Annotated in this window: 17 protein-coding genes and 1 tRNA gene; 9 read left to right on the top strand and 9 right to left on the bottom strand. The window is 73.3% G+C overall.

Annotation, left to right across the window (positions count from 1 at the left end; genetic code table 11):
- Positions 1-15 precede the first annotated feature (15 nt).
- Positions 16-1,668: a CYTH and CHAD domain-containing protein gene (locus ACFYE1_RS01020; protein ID WP_387739003.1), complete on the top strand. Its 1,653-nt coding sequence runs from the start codon at positions 16-18 to the stop codon at positions 1,666-1,668.
- 243 nt (positions 1,669-1,911) lie between these two features.
- On the opposite strand, the gene ACFYE1_RS01015 is transcribed toward ACFYE1_RS01020, so the two are convergent.
- Positions 1,912-2,178 carry a hypothetical protein gene (locus ACFYE1_RS01015; protein ID WP_387739001.1) on the bottom strand — a complete coding sequence of 89 codons (267 nt, stop codon included), beginning with the start codon at positions 2,176-2,178 and terminating at the stop codon, positions 1,912-1,914.
- A gap of 1,011 nt (positions 2,179-3,189) precedes the next feature.
- Positions 3,190-3,262 (bottom strand) — tRNA-Ala (locus tag ACFYE1_RS01010).
- A 119-nt stretch (positions 3,263-3,381) separates the two neighbouring features.
- On the opposite strand from ACFYE1_RS01010, the gene ACFYE1_RS01005 reads away from it, so the two are divergent.
- Positions 3,382-4,263, top strand: coding sequence for a LysR family transcriptional regulator substrate-binding protein (locus ACFYE1_RS01005; RefSeq protein WP_387738999.1), 882 nt, complete (start codon positions 3,382-3,384; stop codon positions 4,261-4,263).
- 13 nt (positions 4,264-4,276) lie between these two features.
- Here ACFYE1_RS01005 and ACFYE1_RS01000 read toward each other — a convergent pair whose 3' ends face one another.
- The gene (locus ACFYE1_RS01000) at positions 4,277-4,618 is read right to left on the bottom strand and encodes an antibiotic biosynthesis monooxygenase family protein (protein WP_387738997.1); all 342 of its coding nucleotides are present in this window, start codon (positions 4,616-4,618) and stop codon (positions 4,277-4,279) included.
- Positions 4,615-5,625 (bottom strand): mechanosensitive ion channel family protein, encoded by a 1,011-nt coding sequence (locus tag ACFYE1_RS00995; RefSeq protein WP_387738996.1) that lies wholly within the window; start codon positions 5,623-5,625, stop codon positions 4,615-4,617. The genes ACFYE1_RS01000 and ACFYE1_RS00995 overlap by 4 nt, the downstream gene beginning before the upstream one ends.
- Positions 5,626-5,745: 120 nt before the next feature.
- Here ACFYE1_RS00995 and ACFYE1_RS00990 point away from each other — a divergent pair, with 120 nt between their 5' ends.
- A complete protein-coding gene (locus ACFYE1_RS00990; protein WP_387738995.1) occupies positions 5,746-6,501 on the top strand; it encodes a DedA family protein in 756 nt (251 codons plus the stop codon).
- 9 nt (positions 6,502-6,510) lie between these two features.
- Here ACFYE1_RS00990 and ACFYE1_RS00985 read toward each other — a convergent pair whose 3' ends face one another.
- Positions 6,511-7,224 (bottom strand): CorA family divalent cation transporter, encoded by a 714-nt coding sequence (locus tag ACFYE1_RS00985; RefSeq protein ID WP_387738994.1) that lies wholly within the window; start codon positions 7,222-7,224, stop codon positions 6,511-6,513.
- Between the two features lie 88 nt (positions 7,225-7,312).
- On the opposite strand from ACFYE1_RS00985, the gene ACFYE1_RS00980 reads away from it, so the two are divergent.
- From ACFYE1_RS00980 to ACFYE1_RS00965, 4 genes are read left to right on the top strand one after another with little or no spacing between them, the layout of a single operon-like run.
- The gene (locus ACFYE1_RS00980) at positions 7,313-7,810 is read left to right on the top strand and encodes an NUDIX hydrolase (RefSeq protein WP_387738992.1); all 498 of its coding nucleotides are present in this window, start codon (positions 7,313-7,315) and stop codon (positions 7,808-7,810) included.
- On the top strand, positions 7,807-8,832 hold the full coding sequence (locus ACFYE1_RS00975) for a glycine betaine ABC transporter substrate-binding protein (protein ID WP_387738989.1): 1,026 nt from the start codon (positions 7,807-7,809) through the stop codon (positions 8,830-8,832). Before ACFYE1_RS00980 ends, ACFYE1_RS00975 begins: the two co-directional genes overlap by 4 nt.
- Positions 8,833-8,887: 55 nt before the next feature.
- A complete protein-coding gene (locus tag ACFYE1_RS00970) occupies positions 8,888-10,105 on the top strand; it encodes a pyridoxal phosphate-dependent aminotransferase (protein ID WP_387738987.1) in 1,218 nt (405 codons plus the stop codon).
- Between the two features lie 49 nt (positions 10,106-10,154).
- Positions 10,155-11,024: a PPK2 family polyphosphate kinase gene (locus tag ACFYE1_RS00965; RefSeq protein ID WP_387738985.1), complete on the top strand. Its 870-nt coding sequence runs from the start codon at positions 10,155-10,157 to the stop codon at positions 11,022-11,024.
- Between the two features lie 18 nt (positions 11,025-11,042).
- Here the strand turns inward: ACFYE1_RS00965 and ACFYE1_RS00960 are convergent, their stop codons facing one another.
- Together ACFYE1_RS00960 and xseA are read right to left on the bottom strand one after the other, a co-directional pair.
- Entirely contained in the window at positions 11,043-11,324 is a 282-nt protein-coding gene (locus ACFYE1_RS00960; protein ID WP_387738983.1) for an exodeoxyribonuclease VII small subunit, read from the bottom strand.
- Between the two features lie 59 nt (positions 11,325-11,383).
- On the bottom strand, positions 11,384-12,685 hold the full coding sequence (xseA, locus tag ACFYE1_RS00955; protein WP_387738981.1) for an exodeoxyribonuclease VII large subunit: 1,302 nt from the start codon (positions 12,683-12,685) through the stop codon (positions 11,384-11,386).
- A 64-nt stretch (positions 12,686-12,749) separates the two neighbouring features.
- Here xseA and ACFYE1_RS00950 point away from each other — a divergent pair, with 64 nt between their 5' ends.
- Together ACFYE1_RS00950 and ACFYE1_RS00945 are read left to right on the top strand one after the other, a co-directional pair.
- Entirely contained in the window at positions 12,750-13,694 is a 945-nt protein-coding gene (locus tag ACFYE1_RS00950; RefSeq protein WP_387738979.1) for a hypothetical protein, read from the top strand.
- A 10-nt stretch (positions 13,695-13,704) separates the two neighbouring features.
- A complete protein-coding gene (locus ACFYE1_RS00945) occupies positions 13,705-14,787 on the top strand; it encodes a 4-hydroxy-3-methylbut-2-enyl diphosphate reductase (RefSeq protein WP_387738977.1) in 1,083 nt (360 codons plus the stop codon).
- A gap of 47 nt (positions 14,788-14,834) precedes the next feature.
- Here the strand turns inward: ACFYE1_RS00945 and ACFYE1_RS00940 are convergent, their stop codons facing one another.
- Both ACFYE1_RS00940 and ACFYE1_RS00935 read right to left on the bottom strand, forming a co-directional pair.
- The gene (locus tag ACFYE1_RS00940) at positions 14,835-16,142 is read right to left on the bottom strand and encodes a DNA recombination protein RmuC (protein ID WP_387738975.1); all 1,308 of its coding nucleotides are present in this window, start codon (positions 16,140-16,142) and stop codon (positions 14,835-14,837) included.
- 84 nt (positions 16,143-16,226) lie between these two features.
- The gene (locus ACFYE1_RS00935; protein ID WP_387738972.1) at positions 16,227-16,988 is read right to left on the bottom strand and encodes an ABC transporter permease; all 762 of its coding nucleotides are present in this window, start codon (positions 16,986-16,988) and stop codon (positions 16,227-16,229) included.
- Positions 16,989-16,998 lie beyond the last annotated feature (10 nt).

Here is a 16,998-nt window from a genome sequence, read left to right as displayed (position 1 = left end):
ACCAGGAGGACACCCATGACCGCCGTCGCCCACCGCGAGGTCGAGCGCAAGTACGAGTTCCCGGAGGGCACCGAGGCCCGAGTGGACTGGAGCGGGCTGGAGGGGTGCACCGTCTCGGCGGAGCCCGTGGAGCACCGCATGGAGGCCGTCTACTACGACACCCAGGACATGGCCCTGGGGCGGCGGCTGGTCGCGCTGCGCCGGCGCAGGGGAGGGGCCGACGACGGGTGGCACGTGAAGTTCCACGGCCCGGGTGGACGCCACGAGGTGCAGGTGCCTCTGCTGCGCACGCCGGACCGGATGCCCGCGTCCGTGCGGAACCTTCTCGCCGGGCTGACCGGGGGACAGGAGCTGCGCCCGGTCGCGACCCTCCGCACCGTCCGGAAGGTGCACCTGGTCAGCGACAGCACGGGGTCTGGGGTCGCCGAGCTGGCCGTGGACGTGGTCGACGCCGTCGACGAGCGCACCGGGACTGCGCGGTCGTGGTCGGAGTGGGAGGTCGAAATCGTCGACGGCGCGGTTCCCGAGGAGCGCCAGGAGCAGATCTTCGCCGCGATCGAGGCCGTGGTCTTCGCGGCCGGCGGGCAGCCGTCCACCTCCCGGGCGAAGATCGCCCGTGCGCTCGGCGAGGAGGACGACGACGCCCCGGCGGAGTCCGGCCGGACGCAGGAGAACGTGGACCAGAAGCGGCAGGCTGAGAAGGCCAAGAAGGACAAGGGGAAGAAGGGGAAGAAGGCGGGGAAGAAGGAGAAGACTGCGGGCGAGGTGGCCGGGCCGGGCGTGCTGCGCGCGGTGCTGAGGGAACTCGGGGAGCAGTTGGTGCTCTGGGACTTCAAGGTCCGCCTCGACGTGCCGGACGCGGTGCACCAGATGCGCGTGACGTCCCGCTCCCTGCGCAGCGTGCTCAGGGCGGCCAGGCCGTTCTTCGACGGGGACGCGGCGGAGGAGCTGGACGCCAGGCTCCGGGAGCTCGCCCGGACGCTGTCCGCGGCGCGGGACGCGGAGGTCACCGCAGAGCTTCTCGCCGGACGGGTCGAGGCACTCGACGGCCGGGTGGAACCCGCCGCGGCGGAGAGCCTGCGGCGGCGCGCCGAGGAGGAGGCGCGGACGGCGGCCGCGAAGGTGCGCCGGCACGTGACGGGCCAGGAGCACCTGCGGCTCCTCGCGGACGTCCAGGACGTCGCGGCCGCCCCGCCCCTCACCGAGGAGTGTGCCCGGCTCTCGGGGCGCGAGATCTCCGACGCGCTGGTGCACCGGGCCCTGCGGAAGGTGGTGCGCGTGGCGGAGCGCGGCGTCGAGGCGGGGCCGGCCGGCGGGACGGACGCGGAGCAGCGGCTGGAGCACCTGCACGAGGTTCGCAAGGCGGTCAAGCGCGTGCGCTACGTCGACGCCGTCCTCGGCCGGACCGGACTGCGACCGGGCAAGCAACTGCGGCGCGCGGCCCGTGACGCGGAGGACTACCAGGACGAGCTGGGCCGGATCATGGACGCCGCGGTCGTCGAGCGGTGGCTCGCGGGCACGGCGGCCGCCCTCGCGCGCTCGGGTGATGATCGCTACGCCGTGGGTGCGCTGCACGGTGCCGAGGTCGTCCGGCTGCGCGCCGGGACCGACGGCGGAATGGACGTGGTCGGGGTGCTCCTCTCCCAGCTGCGGGAGGACCTCGCCTGACGGGCGCCCCGGGACACGAGATGAGGGAGCCTTCTTCCGTCCAGATGGTGAGACGATCGGCAGGACCGCCTGGTAACAATTAGCTAGACTATCTAGCGGTTAGACGCATCGAGCCGGGGGGCTCGATGTCGGACTGAGGGGCGCCTCCGGGGGGAAGCGCCCACGTGCAGCCCGTTCCCGTCCAGCCACGCACCCATGGTGCGACGGAGGCGTCCCTGCCCGGGAGAAGGCGGGGCGCCTTCGTCATGGCGTCAGAGTTTGCTTCGCGTGCTCAATGAGCTCGCCCATCATGTCCACCACGACCTGACGCTGCAGCATGGGCAGCGGCGCAGTGCTCTCCGCCATCGCCGTCTGCAACAGGTTGTAGAAACGGCAGATTTCGTGGAGCCGCTCCGGAGTCATCATGCAGGAGAGACTAACCGTCCCGTCCGCCTCGCGGCAGAGGGCGCATGCATCGTCTGCTGCCTCGGGCACCACTCCGCCGTTCCCGACGCCGACGTGCTGCATCATGCGCCCCGGCGCAGCGCCCCGCCGTCTTCAGGTGCGGGCGCTTTCGTCGTGGAGATCAGGCAGGCGCCGATCGCCAGCGGAGCTGCCCCTGGCACGGACCGGTCGAGCTGAGCGGCCACCGTGTCAGGGTGCGCCGTGAGAGCGACGGCCATGACGAGGACGGTCGCCCGTCGGCGCGCCGTTCCCGGCTCGCACCGCCACCCTGGCGGTCCGGAGCTGACGGAGGAGATCGCTCCCGCAATCCGTCGGGCCTCCGCGCCCGGCATGCCCCCCGGTGCCGGGACCCGCCGCTCGCACGACCGCAGGGAACCCGACGGGTGGGCCCGGATCCCCACGGACCTCCGGACGTTCGTCGTCGACGGCGACGTACTCATGACGGAGGACGAGCCGCGGCCGGAACTGTGGCGGCAGTACGCCGACGGTGGGTGCTCGGTGTCCTCATCCTCGCAGGCCGGGTGCGGCCGGTCGTCAGGGAGGTTTCTGCACGGGTCGACACCTGTGACTGCCACCGAGAGCCTCGGTGGCCGCTGCGGCGCGGGTGAAGCATGCACAGGCCACGGGCGGCCGCTCGGCGTGCGCTGGAGGCTGTCGTGCGTGAGCGTGCCGGGGACGTCGGGCAGGACGCCACCGGGCCACCACGGCCGAGCGGTTGACCGCTGGCTGGACGCGGGAGCTGGAGCAGTCCAGGCTGCGGGCTCGAACCGTGGCGGAGTGCCGGGCGCTGGTGGACGGGGCGGTGGTCCCAGCGGCGGATGGCCCGGCCCTGCACGAGGTCGCCGTGGGTCGGGGGACCGCGCGGCAGTCAGTGCCCGAGACGGATGCTGGGCACCGCACGGGCAGCCCCCCGGTTCGTGGTCGCGGTGCTGTTGCGGCGGCTGGTGAGCGTGCAGGAGGGTCTGCGGGGCTCGCCGCGACCGCAAGCGGGGACACAGCGGGGTCTTGACCCGTTCAGGCCGGAGGAGCAAAGGGCCCTCACCCGGCGTCATGCCTGATGAGGGCCCTTTCTCGGGGTGGAGCTAAGGGGAATCGAACCCCTGACCTTTTCATTGCGAACGAAACGCTCTACCAACTGAGCTATAGCCCCGGGCAACCGTTCCATCCTATACATCCCGCGCCGGTTTCGCACCTCGGGCACCCGGCGCGTCCGGGGCCGTTCCCGCCGGTGGTCGGGGAGCGGGACCGGCAGTGGGTAGATTGGCCGCCATGGACGACACGCCCGGACCTCAGGACCCCGCAGCCGACACGGCCGGCGAGGCGGCCGAACTGGCCGTCGCCTTCGTCCCCGGCGTCATGCCCGGCAAGTGGTTCTTCCGTTGGCGGGACCGCAACCCGGGCCGCGTCCTCGCCGAACGCCCGCTCGAGACGGATGCCTGGCAGGAGGAGTTGGGGGAGGGACGCGCCCACGCCTGCTTCGTGCGGCTGGCCGCCCACCCGCGCCCCGGCGTCGACGACCTCGCGTCACTGCGCGAGCGGTACCGGGCGGTGGAGCTCTACGCGGAGCAGCAGGTCGTGGTGCTGCCCCGGGACCACGAGCTGACCCTGCTCGACGAGGTCCCGGTCGCGGAGCTCGTGCACGAGGTGCTGCTGCAGGATCCCGTGACCCTGCCCGAACGGCACCGGCTGCGCTCCCCGGAGGCGGTCGCCGCGGACGCCCCGCTGCCTCCGATGCGCCACGCCCGGGACGCCGTCGAGCTCGTCGCCGCAGGGCTGGGGCTGGTGGTCGTGCCCATGTCGCTCGCGCGCCTGCACCACCGCAAGGACCTCGTCCACCGGGTGGTGCCCGATGCCGCCACGGTCCCCGTGGCGCTGGTGTGGCCGCAGGACCTTCCGGAGGAACAGGAGGAGCTCGTGCAGGACTTCGTGGGCGTCGTCCGCGGCAGGGGGCTCAACAGCTCCCGCGGCGGGGCCGCACCGGCGTCCCCGGCCGCGGAGGACGGGCCGGCGTCCGGGGCGGGTCCGGCACAGGCGCCGTCGTCGCGCCGTGGGGGGCAGCCCCCGCGGGGGGCGCGGCGGGCCGGCGCGCCCCGGGGCGGTCGCGGCGGGCCCAAGGGGGGTCGCCGGTCCGGCAGTCGCGGTCGGCGCTGAGGGCGCCGGCGGCCTACGGCTGCTCACCGGTCCGCTGCTGCTCGACGGCCACCGTGTAGGACCACAGCTCCGAGGCCGTGCCCACGGGACGGGGGCGCTCGCCCTCCCCGGCGGTGGAGCCGCCGCCGTGGGCCCGGGCGAAGTCCTGCGAGGACCGCCAGGCGTCGTAGGACTCCTCGTCGGCCCACCGGGTGAGCACGAGCCACTGCGTGCGCCCGTCCGTGGGCTGCAGCAGCTCGAACCCCTCGAAGCCCGCGACCCCGGCCATGGAGCCGCTGTGGGCGGCGAAGCGCTGGCCCAGCTCGTCGCCCGCGTCGGCGGGGACGGTGATGGCGTTGATCTTGACGATGCTCATGCGTCCGATCCTGGCACATCACGCCGGACGGCCCTGACCTGGCCCGTCTCCGGCGGACCGGGCGCGGCGGGCCCGGCGTCGGCCTGCCGGACCACGGTCTGGTTCAGCAGGGGCACGTGCAGGCCCTCGCGGTCGAGCATCTTCTTGATCCGCAGCCGCAGCGCCCGGGCCACGTCCCACTGCTTGAGGGGGACGGTGCGGACCGCCACGCGCACGGTGACGGACTCGCCGGTCACGGCCTCGACGCCCCAGACCTCCGGGTCCTCGGTGATGAACTCGCCGACCTTCGGGTCGTCCCGCAGCAGAGCCGCCTCGTGCAGGATCAGCTCCGTCACCAGCTCGATGTTCGTGTCGTAGGGCACCGGCAGGTCCAGCACGCAGCGGGCCCAGCCCTGGGACTGGTTGCCCACCCGCAGGATCTCCCCGTTGCGCACGTGCCACAGGGTGCCGTTGACGTCCCGGACCTGCGTCACGCGCAGTCCCACGGACTCCACGGTCCCGGTCGCCTCGCCGAGGTCGACGACGTCCCCGATGCCGAGCTGGTCCTCCGCGACCATGAAGATCCCGGACAGGTAGTCCTTCACGAGGGACTGCGCCCCGAAGCTGAGGGCCACGCCGGCGATGCCGGCGGACGCCAGGACGGGGCCGATGTCGTAGTCGAGCTCCGAGATGACCATCACCACGGCGACGGCCCAGATCACGACCGTCGTCACGGACGACAGGACCGATCCGATGGTGTGGGCGCGCTGGGACTGCCTCGCGCCGGCCAGGCCGGCGTCCTCGACCCAGCGCGGCCTGCCCCGCTCCATCCGGCGCACGATCCGCGACCGGCTGCCTTTCGCGATTCCTCCCGTGACCCGGCGGATCAGCAGCCGCACCACGGCGGACAGGATCGAGGCGCCCAGCACCACCAGCAGGATCCGCAGGGGCTTGTCGAGCCAGAACTCCCACATCGGGTCCAGGGCCGGCACGGGGGAGGACAGGGGGAGGAGGACGGGGAGGAGCATGGGGGAAGCGTAGCGAACGACGTCCGCGGCCCGGCAGCCGTCCAGCCGTCCCGGAGGCGCGTCGGGCACAATGGGGGTCGCACCCGCCGGGCCGCCGCCCCCGCCCACCACCGAGGACCCATGACTGCAGCCAGCCCCGCACTGCCCGCCGCCCCCGACCCGAGCGCGACCCCGGGCGCGGCCGTCCTCGCCGCCCAGGACACCGGGGCCCAGGCGGCCGGTGCCGAGACGCTGGGCGGGATCGCCGACTGGGCCGTCGACGTCATGGAGGCCATCGGCGCTCCGGGCGCCGGACTGCTCGTCGCGCTCGAGAACCTCTTCCCCCCGCTGCCGTCCGAGGTGATCCTCCCGCTGGCCGGTTTCACCGCGAGCCAGGGCAGCTTCTCGCTGGGCGCAGTGATCTTCTGGGCGACCCTGGGCTCGGCGGTCGGCGCCGTGGCCCTTTACTGGATCGGTGCCGCGCTCGGCCGCCGCCGGCTGCGGGAGATCGTGGACCGGATGCCGCTCGTCGACCTGCACGACCTGGACCGCACCGAGGCGTGGTTCGAGCGGCACGGGAGGGCCGCGGTCTTCTTCGGGCGCATGATCCCCGTCTTCCGATCGCTGATCTCGGTCCCCGCAGGCATCGAGCGGATGTCCTTCGGCGCGTTCGTCCTGCTCACCACGGCGGGCTCCCTCATCTGGAACACCATCTTCGTGCTCGCCGGGTACTACCTCGGCGAGAACTGGCACGTCGCCGAGCGGTACGCCGGGATCTTCTCCCGGATCGTGGTCGTCACCGTGGTGGTCCTCGTCGCGTGGTGGGTGCTCCGGCGGGTGCTGCGCAGCCGCCGGGGCCTGTCCGACGCCGCTCGCCGCGACCGCGGTCAGCTGTGACCGCGGCGGTCACCACCACCGTTCGAGCCGGAACACGGTGTAGAGCACCACGCCCGTCAGGAGCGTCAGTACCAGCGCCATGGGATGGCTCCACGCCCACGACAGCTCCGGCATGAAGCGGAAGTTCATCCCGTACACGGAGCCGACGATCGAGGGTGCGAACAGGATCGCCGCCCAGGAGGAGATCCGCTTCATCTGCTCGTTCTGCTCGATCGCGGCCTCGTTCTGCCGCGCGGCGAGCTCCTCGAGGAACCGGCGCAGCTCCATCTCCAGCGGCGCGACCGCCCGGTGGAACGCGCTGACCTCCCGGGTGAGCTGACAGATGCGCCGCGAGACGACGCCGTCCCCGGACCCCGAGAACAGGGCGTCCGAGCTCTTGTCGATGTCGTGCTCGAGCCCGTCGACCACGGGGTGATGGTCGTCCACGGTCTGGTCGAGCACCGCGTACAGCACCGCCTCCGCGCCGGTCCCCAGCAGCACGGGCTGCGACTCCGCCCGCGATCGGACCCGTCCGACGCGCCCGTGCTCGGACTGCCGGACGGTGATCACGAAGCCGGGTTCCGTGACGTTGTGGATCTCCCCGGAGGCGACCGTCCCGGTGGCGTCCTGGTGGACGGCGTGGTGGACGATGCTCCTGCGTCCATCGTCCCCGGGTGCCCGGGAGCGACCCGGGCGACGGGCTCGAGGCCGGTCGTGGCGGCACGGCGGACCCCCGGGCGGCACCGCGGCCGCCCGGAGCGGGGCGCCGATCCGCCGGGCCGCCCGCCGGGGGCTGTCGGCGCCCCTCCCCGGGCGTTCCTAGAATGGGGGCATGAGTTTCCCCATGGACACCCGGGTGGGTGCCTACGCCGTGATCGTCCAGGACGGGGCGGTGCTGCTGAGCCACTGGAATCCCCGCCACCCCACGCTGCAGGGGGCGTGGAGCCTGCCCGGTGGAGGCATGGAGATCGGGGAGCAGCCCGCGCAGACCGCGCTCCGGGAGGTCCACGAGGAGACCGGATTCACCGTGGAGCTCGACGAGCTGCTGGGCGTGCACAGCCGCCACATGGACGCCGGCGAACGGCTGGACGGCCGCGACCGGCCCTTCCACGCCCTGCGCGTGATCTACCGCGCCCACATCACCGGCGGGACGCTCACGTCGGAGCAGGACGGCTCGTCCGACGAGGCCCGCTGGTTCCCCCTGGCGGCGCTGCCGCAGCTGCCGCTGGTCGGCCTCGTGCCCGTGGGCCTCGCACTGGCCGGGCTCGTCGCCGCGGGGCCCTCGGACCCCGACTCCGCGGGCCCTGCGGCAAGGGGGAAGGGCCGGTGAGCTGCCGTCGCACCACCGCGGGCCTGCTCGCCGTCGCCGTGCTCACCGGGTGCGGCGGCGAGGCTCCGGAGCAGCCCCCGGTCACCGTGACGGCCCCCGCCGCGGAACCGGTGCGGATCGCCGCGGGGCCCACCGGGCAGACCGCCGTGCTCGCCCACGTCTACGCCGGGCGGCTCCAGGAGGCGGGCTTCGACGCGAGCGTGGTCGACGCCGGGACCAACCGCGCCGACTACCTCGGGGCCCTCGAGCGGGGGGACGTGGAGGTCGCCGCCGACTACTCCGGCAATCTCTATCTGCACCTGCGCGGCCGGGCCCCCGTGGGCCCCGCCACCGCGGCGCCCACGGACGGCGCGACTCCCACCCCAACGCCGTCCCCGGACGCCGAGGACGGCGGGCTCGCCGAGGACCTCTCCGAGCTGCTGGGGCTGGGGGAGGAGCGAGCGGACGACGACGACGTGCTGGCGGGGGTGCAGGACGTGCTGCCCGAGGGACTGCGGACCCTCGAGCCGGCGCCGGCGGAGAACACGGTGGCGCTCGTCGTGACCCGTCCGACCGCCGTCGAGCACGGGCTCAGCGACCTGGAGGACCTGGGCCCGGTGTGCGGCGGCCTGGCCCTGGGCACGGACCTCGACTTCGCGGGCCGCTCCTACGGGCCGGAGGGACTGGAGGAGGCCTACGAGTGCGTGCCCAGCAGGTTCGTGCCGTTCGGCGCCCAGGACGACCTCGTGGACGCCCTGCTCGAGGACCGGGTGCAGGCCGCGGTCCTGTTCACGGCCTTGCCCGCCATCGAGGACAACGCCCTCGTGGTCCTGGCCGACCCGCTCAACAACTTCGTCCCGCAGCGCGTGGTCCCCGTGGCCGCGCAGGATCTGCCGGACGCGGCCGCGGACGTCGTCGACGCGGTCTCCGCGCAGATCGGCACCGACGACCTGGTGCTGATGACCCGGATGACCTCGGCCCGCGACCCGTACACGCCCGAGGAGGCCGCGCGGTACTGGCTCGAGGGCGGCGACGACACCTGAGCGGCGCACTGAGGGTGCCCCGGACCGCGTACGGCCCGGGGGTAGGGTGTACCGCATGTCAGTGGTGAAGCAGTCCGACAAGCTCAAGAACGTCCTCTACGACATCCGCGGTCCTGTGCTGGAGCAGGCGGAGCACATGGAGGCGGAGGGTCACCGGATCCTCAAGCTCAACATCGGCAACCCCGCGCCGTTCGGCTTCGAGGCACCCGACGCGATCCTCGTGGACATGATCAAGAACCTGCCCAACGCGCAGGGCTACTCGGACTCCCGCGGCATCTACTCGGCGCGCACCGCCGTGGTGCAGTACTACCAGACGCGCGGGATCATGAACCTCGACACCGACGATGTGTACCTCGGCAACGGCGTCTCCGAGCTCATCACCATGACGCTGCAGGCGCTGTGCAACCCGGGCGACGAGATCCTCATCCCGTCCCCGGACTACCCGCTGTGGACCGCCTCCGTGGCCCTGTCCGGCGGCACCCCCGTGCACTACCGGTGCGAGGAGGACAACGACTGGAACCCGGACCTGGAGGACCTCGCGGCGAAGATCACCCCCAACACCAAGGGCATCGTGATCATCAACCCGAACAACCCCACCGGCGCGGTGTACTCCCGCGAGGTCCTGCAGACCATCGTGGACCTCGCCGCGGAGCACGAGCTGATCCTGTTCTCGGACGAGATCTACGAGAAGATCACCTACGACGCCGCGGAGATGGTCAACGCCGCGACCCTCACCGGCGAGGACGTGCTCTGCCTGACCTTCTCCGGACTCTCCAAGGCCTACCGGGTGGCCGGGTACCGCGCCGGGTGGCTCGCGATCACCGGGCCCAACTGGAAGGCCGAGAGCTTCATCGAGGGCATCAAGCTGCTCGCCAACATGCGCATGTGCGCCAACGTCCCCGCCCAGCACGCGATCCAGACCGCACTGGGCGGCTACCAGTCGATCAACGACCTCATCCTCCCGGGCGGGCGGCTCAAGGCCCAGCGTGACCTCGCCCACCGGCGGCTCAACGAGATCGACGGCGTGTCCTGCCGGCAGGCCGACGGCGCTCTGTACCTGTTCCCCAAGCTCGACGTGGAGAAGTTCAACATCGTCGACGACGAGAAGTTCGCTCTCGACCTGCTCAAGGAGCAGAAAATCCTCGTCAGCCACGGCCGGGCGTTCAACTGGCCGGAGCCCGACCACTTCCGGCTCGTCACCCTGCCGTCCGTGGAGATGCTGGCCACGGCGCTGGACCGGATCGAGGAGTTCCTCGGCAACTACCGCCAGTGAACGGCGGGCCGCGCACCGCGGCCCGCCCCGCACCCCCAGGAGGTCCCGCATGAGCACAGCCGACCAGAGCCCCGGCACGGGGTTCGAGCAGGACGTGCGGCCCCTGCTGCGCGCCCGTCCGGGGCTGTCCCTGGACGCCGTGGACACCGGCTCCACCCCGGGGTTCACGGGGAACAAGAAGCTCGGCACCGCGCTGCGCGTCTCCCGGGACGCCGAGCTGTCCGAGCTGCAGCGCCAGATCTACGCCAACGCCACGGTGGGCGCCCGGCACCGGGTGCTCCTCGTGCTGCAGGGCATGGACACCTCCGGGAAGGGCGGCGTCATCCAGCATGTCCTGGGCGGGCTGAGCCCGCACGGCGTGCACACCCACGGCTTCGGCCGGCCCACCGAGGAGGAGGCCGCCCAGCACTTCCTCCAGCGGGTGCGGCGCCAGCTGCCCCGTCCCGGCGTGATCGGCGCGTTCGACCGGTCCCACTACGAGGACGTGCTCGTGCCCGTGGTGCACGACGTGCTCGACGACAGGCAGCTCGAGCGGCGATACACCGAGATCCGGCACTTCGAGCAGGAGCTCGCCGACGACGGGGTGGTCGTCGTCAAGGTGTTTTTGCACCTGGGCCTCGACGAGCAGCGCGAGAACCTCCTCGCCCGCATCGGCGACCGGACGAAGCAGTGGAAGTTCGACCCCGCGGACCTCGAGGCCCGCAGCCGGTGGGACACCTACATGGCCGCCTACGAACGGGCCATCGACGCCACCGACGCCGCCCACGCGCCCTGGTACGTGGTGCCCACCGACCGGAAGTGGTACGCCCGGGCCGTGGTCCAGGACCTGCTGATCTCCGCGCTCAGCGGTCTGCGGCTCGACTGGCCGGACCCCGGCTACGACGTCGAGGACGCGCGCCGGCGCCTCGCCGAGCTCTGACCCCGCGGCGGTGAGGGCTCAGCCGCGCCCGGCGCCCTCGTCACCGCTGACGCCCTCGCCGTCGGTGTCCGCGCGCCGGCTCCGGGCCGCGTCGAGCCGCTCGCGGGCGCCGTCGAGCCACTGCTCGCACCGGGTGGCCAGCGCCTCACCGCGCTCCCAGAGCGCGAGGGACTCCTCGAGGGACGTGCCCCCGGCCTCGAGCCGGGAGACGACCTGCACGAGCTCCTCGCGGGCCTGCTCGTAGCCCAGGCCGGCGATGTCGGACAGGTCGGGTGCTGCGGGGTGGTCGGTGCTCGCCATGGGTGGCGCCTCTCGCTCGGAAGGGTCGGGGACGGTCGGGGTGTCGGTGCCGCGGGGGATCAGGGGGAGCCCGGGCGCTCGCCCGGGCGCCGGGCGGACACGGTCTCGGTGCGCACGCCGAGCTCGCCCGCTGCCAGGCGCACCCCCAGCAGGTCCCCGGCGCGCACGGCGGTTGCGTCGGTGACCACAGCGCCGGAGGCGTCCAGGACCACGGCGTAGCCGCGCTGCAGGGTCTCCTCGGGCGACAGCGCCCGCACCCGGGCGCGCAGGTGCCGCACGGCGTCGAGCTCCCGCAGCGTGCGGGAGTCCACCGCGGACAGCGCCCGGGTGCGCCACCGGTCCACGTCCTCCTCCCGGAGCAGGATCATGTCCTCCGGCTGGGCCAGGGCGGGCCGGGAGCGCACGGCGGCGAGACCGGAGGTCTCCCGGTCCAGGAAGCCCCGCACGGCGCGGTCCAGGCCCGCCCGCGCCCGGGCCACCCCGGCGCGCTCCTCGACGACGTCGGGGACGATCCGCTTGCCGGCGTCCGTGGGCGTCGAGGCCCGCAGATCGGCCACCCGGTCGAGCAGCGGCTGGTCGTTCTCGTGCCCGATGGCACTGACCACCGGGGTCCCGGCGGCCGCCACGGCGCGGACCAGGGACTCGTCGCTGAAGGCGAGCAGGTCCTCGAAGGATCCGCCGCCGCGGGCGATCACGATGACGTCCACCTCCGGCATGCCGTCGAGCTCGCGCAGCGCCTGCGTCACGGCGCGCACCGCCCCGGCGCCCTGCACGGCGACCTCCCGCACCTCGAAGTCCACGGCCGGCCAGCGCAGGGACGCGTTGCGAATGACGTCCTTCTCGGCGTCGGAGTTGCGCCCCGTGACGAGGCCGACGCGACGGGGCAGCAGCGGCAGCGGCTTCTTCCGGGCGTCGTCGAAGAGCCCCTCCTCGGCGAGCACCCGCCGCAGGCGCTCGAGCCGCTCCAGCAGGTCCCCCAGCCCCACCGGGCGGATGCCGCGGCCCAGCATCGACAACCGGCCGGTCTTGGCCCAGAAGTCCGGCTTGAGCTGTGCGACCACCCGCATGCCCTTCTCCAGCGGGCGGTCCAGGTGGGCGGTCTCGTTGGCGAACAGCGTCACGGGCACGGAGATCTCGGCGTCGACGTCCCGCAGGGTCACGTAGGTGACGCGGGCGCGCCGGTTGAGCTCGATGATCTGCCCCTCCACCCACGTGGGCGCGCAGCGGGCGATGTAGGCGTGCAGGTTCTCGGAGAGCATCCGCAGCGGCCACGGGTTCTCCGGGGTGGTCCGGTCCGCCCGGGACGGCAGCTCCCGTTCGCCGCCCGCCGGCGCGTCCTGCTGCGGCTCCAGATACGTCATGACTCATGCTTACCACCCGACGGGGACAGCCGTGCACGCTCCTCGTCGTGCGTACAGTGGTTCCGTGAGCCCCTCAGCACCCCCCGCCTCCGGACCCCGTTCCCGACGACGCGCCGCGACGGTCCTGCGCACCGGCCTCGGCACCGTCCTCGGCCTGGCCGCCGCGTCTCTCGTGGCCCTGCTCGTGCCCCTGCACTGGGCCCAGGACACCGTGGTCTCCCGCGACGGGTTCACCCGGGTGGTGGGCACCCTCGCCGAGGACCGGCCGTTCCAGGAAGAGCTGGCCCGCACCGCCGTGGAGCAGATGGCCGACCGGATCGTGGGGGAGCGGGCCACCGGCGTCGGGTTCCTCGACCGGATCCTCGAGGACGCCGTCCGCCGGGCCGCCGACGTCGCCGCAGACCTCACCTCGGATCCCGCCTACCAGCGCGCGTGGACGGAGTCGCTCGCCCGCACGCACGAGGCCAACGTCCCCGTGGACGGCGGGGTGGATGAGGCGCCGAAGAACCTCGTGCTGGACATCGGCCCGGTCCTCCAGGAGGTCGACGCGGCCGTGCAGCGGGCCGTGGGCGTGGACGTCGGCCTGACGGACCGGGAGAGCCGGATCACCGTCCCGGGGTCGAACACCGGGCGCCTGATCGAGGCGGGGACCCGGCTCACCGACATGGCCGTCCCGCTCACGTGGGCCGCCGCGGTGCTCGCGGTGCTCGCGCTGCTGGTGACGCGGCACCGCTTCGCCACGCTCGCCGTGCTGGGACTGGGCACACTCGCCGGGCTGGGCGTCGTGTGGCTGCTCGTGGAGCAGGGCGTGCAGCGGGCCTCCGGAATGCTCGGCGCCGACCCGGTGGTCCGGCTCGCCGCCGACCGGGTCGTCGTCCTGCTCACCGGCTCCCTCGGCGAGCAGATGGCCACGGCCGCCTGGGCGGCCGGGATCACGGGCGTCGTGGGCCTCGTGGGGGCCATCCTGGTGTCGGGCGGATCACGGCGCGGGCCCCGCCCCACCGCGTAGCATGGAGGCCATGCCGACCACCGTTGCGCTCTCCATGCCCACCGTCCCCCGTTCCCGGCGCTCGCCGGAGGACGTGGCCGCCGCCGCTCCCGTGGCCGGACCGAAAAAGGTCCTGCTCGCGTCCCCCCGCGGCTATTGCGCCGGTGTGGACCGCGCGGTCGTCGCCGTGGAGAAGGCGCTCGAGCACTACGGCGCCCCGGTGTACGTGCGCAAGGAGATCGTGCACAACAGGTTCGTGGTGAGCACCCTCGAGGAGCAGGGCGCCGTGTTCGTCGAGGAGACCGACGAGGTCCCCGAGGGGTCCCTGCTGATCTTCTCCGCCCACGGCGTCTCCCCGGCCGTGGTCGAGTCCGCGAAGTCCCGCGACCTGCACACCATCGACGCCACGTGCCCGCTGGTCACCAAGGTGCACCGCGAGGCCGTGCGCTTCGCGAAGAGCGACTACGACATCCTGCTGATCGGCCACGACGGCCACGAGGAGGTCGAGGGCACCTCCGGCGAGGCGCCGGAGCACATCCAGGTGGTGAACAGCCCCGACGAGGTCGGCCAGGTCGTGGTCCGCGACCCGGACAAGGTCGTGTGGCTGTCCCAAACCACCCTCAGCGTGGACGAGACCCTGGAGACCGTGCAAAAGCTGCGCGAGCGCTTCCCCTCGCTGCAGGACCCGCCCAGCGACGACATCTGCTACGCGACCTCCAACCGGCAGACCGCGATCAAGAAGATCGCCCCGGACGCGGACCTCGTGATCGTCGTGGGCTCGGCGAACTCCTCGAACTCCGTGCGGCTCAAGGAGGTCGCCCTCGAGTACGGCGCGCGCCGCGCCGAGCGCGTGGACTTCGCGAACCAGGTCGACGAGGCCTGGTTCGAGGGCGTCGCCACCGTGGGCGTCACCAGCGGCGCCTCCGTGCCGGAGGTCCTCGTCAAGGACGTGCTGCGCCTGCTCGCGGACTACGGCTACGGCGAGGTCGAGGAGGTCGTCACCGCCGAGGAGGACGTGCTGTTCTCCCTGCCCAAGGAGCTGCGCGCCCGGCTCACCGCGGCCGGGGACACCTCCCACCGGCTCGGCGGCCGCGGGGCCCGCCCCACCCGCTGAGCCACAGGACCAGCCCCACCTGCTGAGCCGCGGGCAATCCTCCTCGTTCAGCCCGCCGCGCGCTCGTCGAGCTGTTCGGCCGCTCCGCCGCCCGAGCGGGTGCGGCCCGGGCGCTCCACCGACTGCGGCAGCTGCGCCGTGGCGGTGAACTCCGGGGCCGTGAGCGGCCGCGGTGCCACCACGAGCGGGTGCGTGGTGAGGCGATCGTCCTCCGCGAGCGTGGGGTCGAGGTCGTTGATCCGCCGGGCCGTGGGGAACACCCGGGTCTCCACGGAGCCCGTCAGCCGGTTGTAGGTCTCGACCGACTTCTGCAGCGACCGGCCCATGTCGTCGAGGTGCTTGCCGACCGTGCCCAGCCGCTCGTAGAGCTGGCGGGAGAGGTCGAAGAGCTCCTTGGCGTTCTCCGTGAGCCCGTTCTGCCGCCACGTGAAGGCCACGGCCTTGAGCGAGGCGAGCAGCGAGACCGGGGACACGAGTGCCACGTTGCGGCTCGCGGCGTGGTCCAGCAGGGTCGGGTCCGCGTCCAGGGCCGCGGACAGCGCCGACTCGGCGGGCAGGAAGCACAGCACCAGTTCGGGGGAGGCGTCCCGCGCCTCCCAGTACTTCTTCGAGGCCAGCGCGTCCACGTGCCCGCGCACGGCCTTCGCGTGGCCGGCCAGCTGCGCCCGGCGCCCGGCGTCGTCCTCGGCGTCCTGGGCGCGCAGGTACGCGGTCATGGGCGCCTTGGCGTCCAGGACGATGTCGCGGTCCCCCGGCAGGTGCACGACCATGTCGGGGCGGACGGCGCTGCGCTCGCCGTCCGCGGTGGTGCCGTTGGAGGCGACCTGCTCCCGGAAGTCGACGTGCGCGGTCATCCCCGCCGCCTCGACCACCCGGCGCAGCTGCACCTCACCCCACGTGCCCCGCGCGGAGCCCGAGCGCAGCGCGGAGGACAGGGACGTGGTCGCCGTGCGCAGGTGGTCGCCCACCTCGCGGGTGTGGGCGAGGGCCTGGGCGATGCCCCCGTACTGCTCGGCCCGGTCCCGCTCGAGCGCCGTCACGTGCTCCTCGACCGAGCGCAGCTGGTGGGCCACCGGCGCCAGGGCCCGCAGGACGTTGTTGTCCTGCACGGAGCGGGCGTCGGCGTCCCGCAGCCGGTCCTCGAGCTGGGCGCGCGCCTCCACGGCCGCCGCCCGCTCGGAGGCCAGGTCCACGAGCCGGTCCTGGACGGCGGCGAGCTCGGCCTGCAGCCCGGCCCGCTCCTCCCCGGCCGCCCGCGCGTCCCGGGCGGAACGGGCCCGCGCCACGGCGGCACCCAGGAGGGCGCCCACGAGGAGGGCGAGCAGGACGAGGGCGACGACGAGGCTCACAGTCATGCCCAGCAGTGTGGCACGCCACCCGGACACCGCACGGCAGCGGCGCTCACGCCGGCTCCTTCGGCCGCCCTGCCCGCCGCGTCATCACCGCCGCACCGTGGTCCGGCGCACGGCCAGCAGCACCACGGCTGCGAAGACCACGGTCCAGAACCCGGTGTTGAGCAGCAGCGCCCAGAGGGGGTCGGACTCCACGGGCGGTCCGCTGGTGGCCACGACGTCACCCTCCACGAGCGGATACCGGGCCAGCCCGGCCAGGCCGTAGAGCGGGGTGAACCGCGCGATGTCGAGCATCACCCCGGTGAGCGGGACGAAGAGGTTGCCGAAGAAGCTGAGCACCACGAGCATCCCGGAGGCCGCCCCCACCGCGGACTCGGAGCGGAACAGCAGCCCGGCCGCCAGGCCGTAGAGGGCGAACACCGAGGAGCCGGCCACGACGATCGCCGCGGTGGCGGGCCAGCGCCAGCCGCCCAGCTCGGCACCGGTCAGGGCGCCCACGGCGTAGACCACGAGGACGGGCAGGACGGCCATGGCCAGGGCCACGGCCACCTTCGCGAGCACGTACCCGTGCCGCGGCGCCGGGGTGAGCCCGATCTGGCGGCCCCAGCCGCGGGCCTGCTCCACGGCGGCGGAGCCGGCGATCGAGGTGGTTGCGGTGACGGCGCCGTACACCGCCATGGAGATCATGTTGTACCCACCGGCGTTGCCGTGGCCCACCGGCAGGTCGGAGAAGTCCCCCAGCGCCGTGAACATCACGTACAGCACGGCGGGCAGGACCACGACGAAGAAGGTGTTCTCGACCATGCGCACGTTGCGGCGCAGGTCGTGGGCGGCATAGGCGATGCTCATGGTGCTGGTC

The organism is Kocuria nitroreducens, from assembly GCF_042879195.1.
In the GTDB taxonomy this organism is placed as follows: domain Bacteria; phylum Actinomycetota; class Actinomycetes; order Actinomycetales; family Micrococcaceae; genus Kocuria; species Kocuria nitroreducens.
The sequence above is the reverse complement of the archived record's forward strand: the minus strand, read 5'-3'. Positions and strand labels throughout refer to the sequence as shown.

Bases quoted from the DNA above. Each gene is read 5' to 3' on its own strand.
- ACFYE1_RS01005 (WP_387738999.1), top strand. From the start codon at position 3,382: ATGGACGACACGCCCGGACCTCAGGACCCCGCAGCCGACACGGCCGGC.
- ACFYE1_RS00945 (WP_387738977.1), top strand. From the start codon at position 13,705: ATGCCGACCACCGTTGCGCTCTCCATGCCCACCGTCCCCCGTTCCCGG.
- ACFYE1_RS01000 (WP_387738997.1), bottom strand. From the start codon at position 4,618: ATGAGCATCGTCAAGATCAACGCCATCACCGTCCCCGCCGACGCGGGC.
- ACFYE1_RS01020 (WP_387739003.1), top strand. From the start codon at position 16: ATGACCGCCGTCGCCCACCGCGAGGTCGAGCGCAAGTACGAGTTCCCG.
- ACFYE1_RS00970 (WP_387738987.1), top strand. From the start codon at position 8,888: ATGTCAGTGGTGAAGCAGTCCGACAAGCTCAAGAACGTCCTCTACGAC.
- ACFYE1_RS00995 (WP_387738996.1), bottom strand. From the start codon at position 5,625: ATGCTCCTCCCCGTCCTCCTCCCCCTGTCCTCCCCCGTGCCGGCCCTG.
- ACFYE1_RS00960 (WP_387738983.1), bottom strand. From the start codon at position 11,324: ATGGCGAGCACCGACCACCCCGCAGCACCCGACCTGTCCGACATCGCC.
- ACFYE1_RS00990 (WP_387738995.1), top strand. From the start codon at position 5,746: ATGACTGCAGCCAGCCCCGCACTGCCCGCCGCCCCCGACCCGAGCGCG.
- ACFYE1_RS01015 (WP_387739001.1), bottom strand. From the start codon at position 2,178: ATGATGCAGCACGTCGGCGTCGGGAACGGCGGAGTGGTGCCCGAGGCA.
- ACFYE1_RS00965 (WP_387738985.1), top strand. From the start codon at position 10,155: ATGAGCACAGCCGACCAGAGCCCCGGCACGGGGTTCGAGCAGGACGTG.
- xseA (WP_387738981.1), bottom strand. From the start codon at position 12,685: ATGACGTATCTGGAGCCGCAGCAGGACGCGCCGGCGGGCGGCGAACGG.
- ACFYE1_RS00940 (WP_387738975.1), bottom strand. From the start codon at position 16,142: ATGACTGTGAGCCTCGTCGTCGCCCTCGTCCTGCTCGCCCTCCTCGTG.
- ACFYE1_RS00980 (WP_387738992.1), top strand. From the start codon at position 7,313: ATGAGTTTCCCCATGGACACCCGGGTGGGTGCCTACGCCGTGATCGTC.
- ACFYE1_RS00935 (WP_387738972.1), bottom strand. From the start codon at position 16,988: ATGAGCATCGCCTATGCCGCCCACGACCTGCGCCGCAACGTGCGCATG.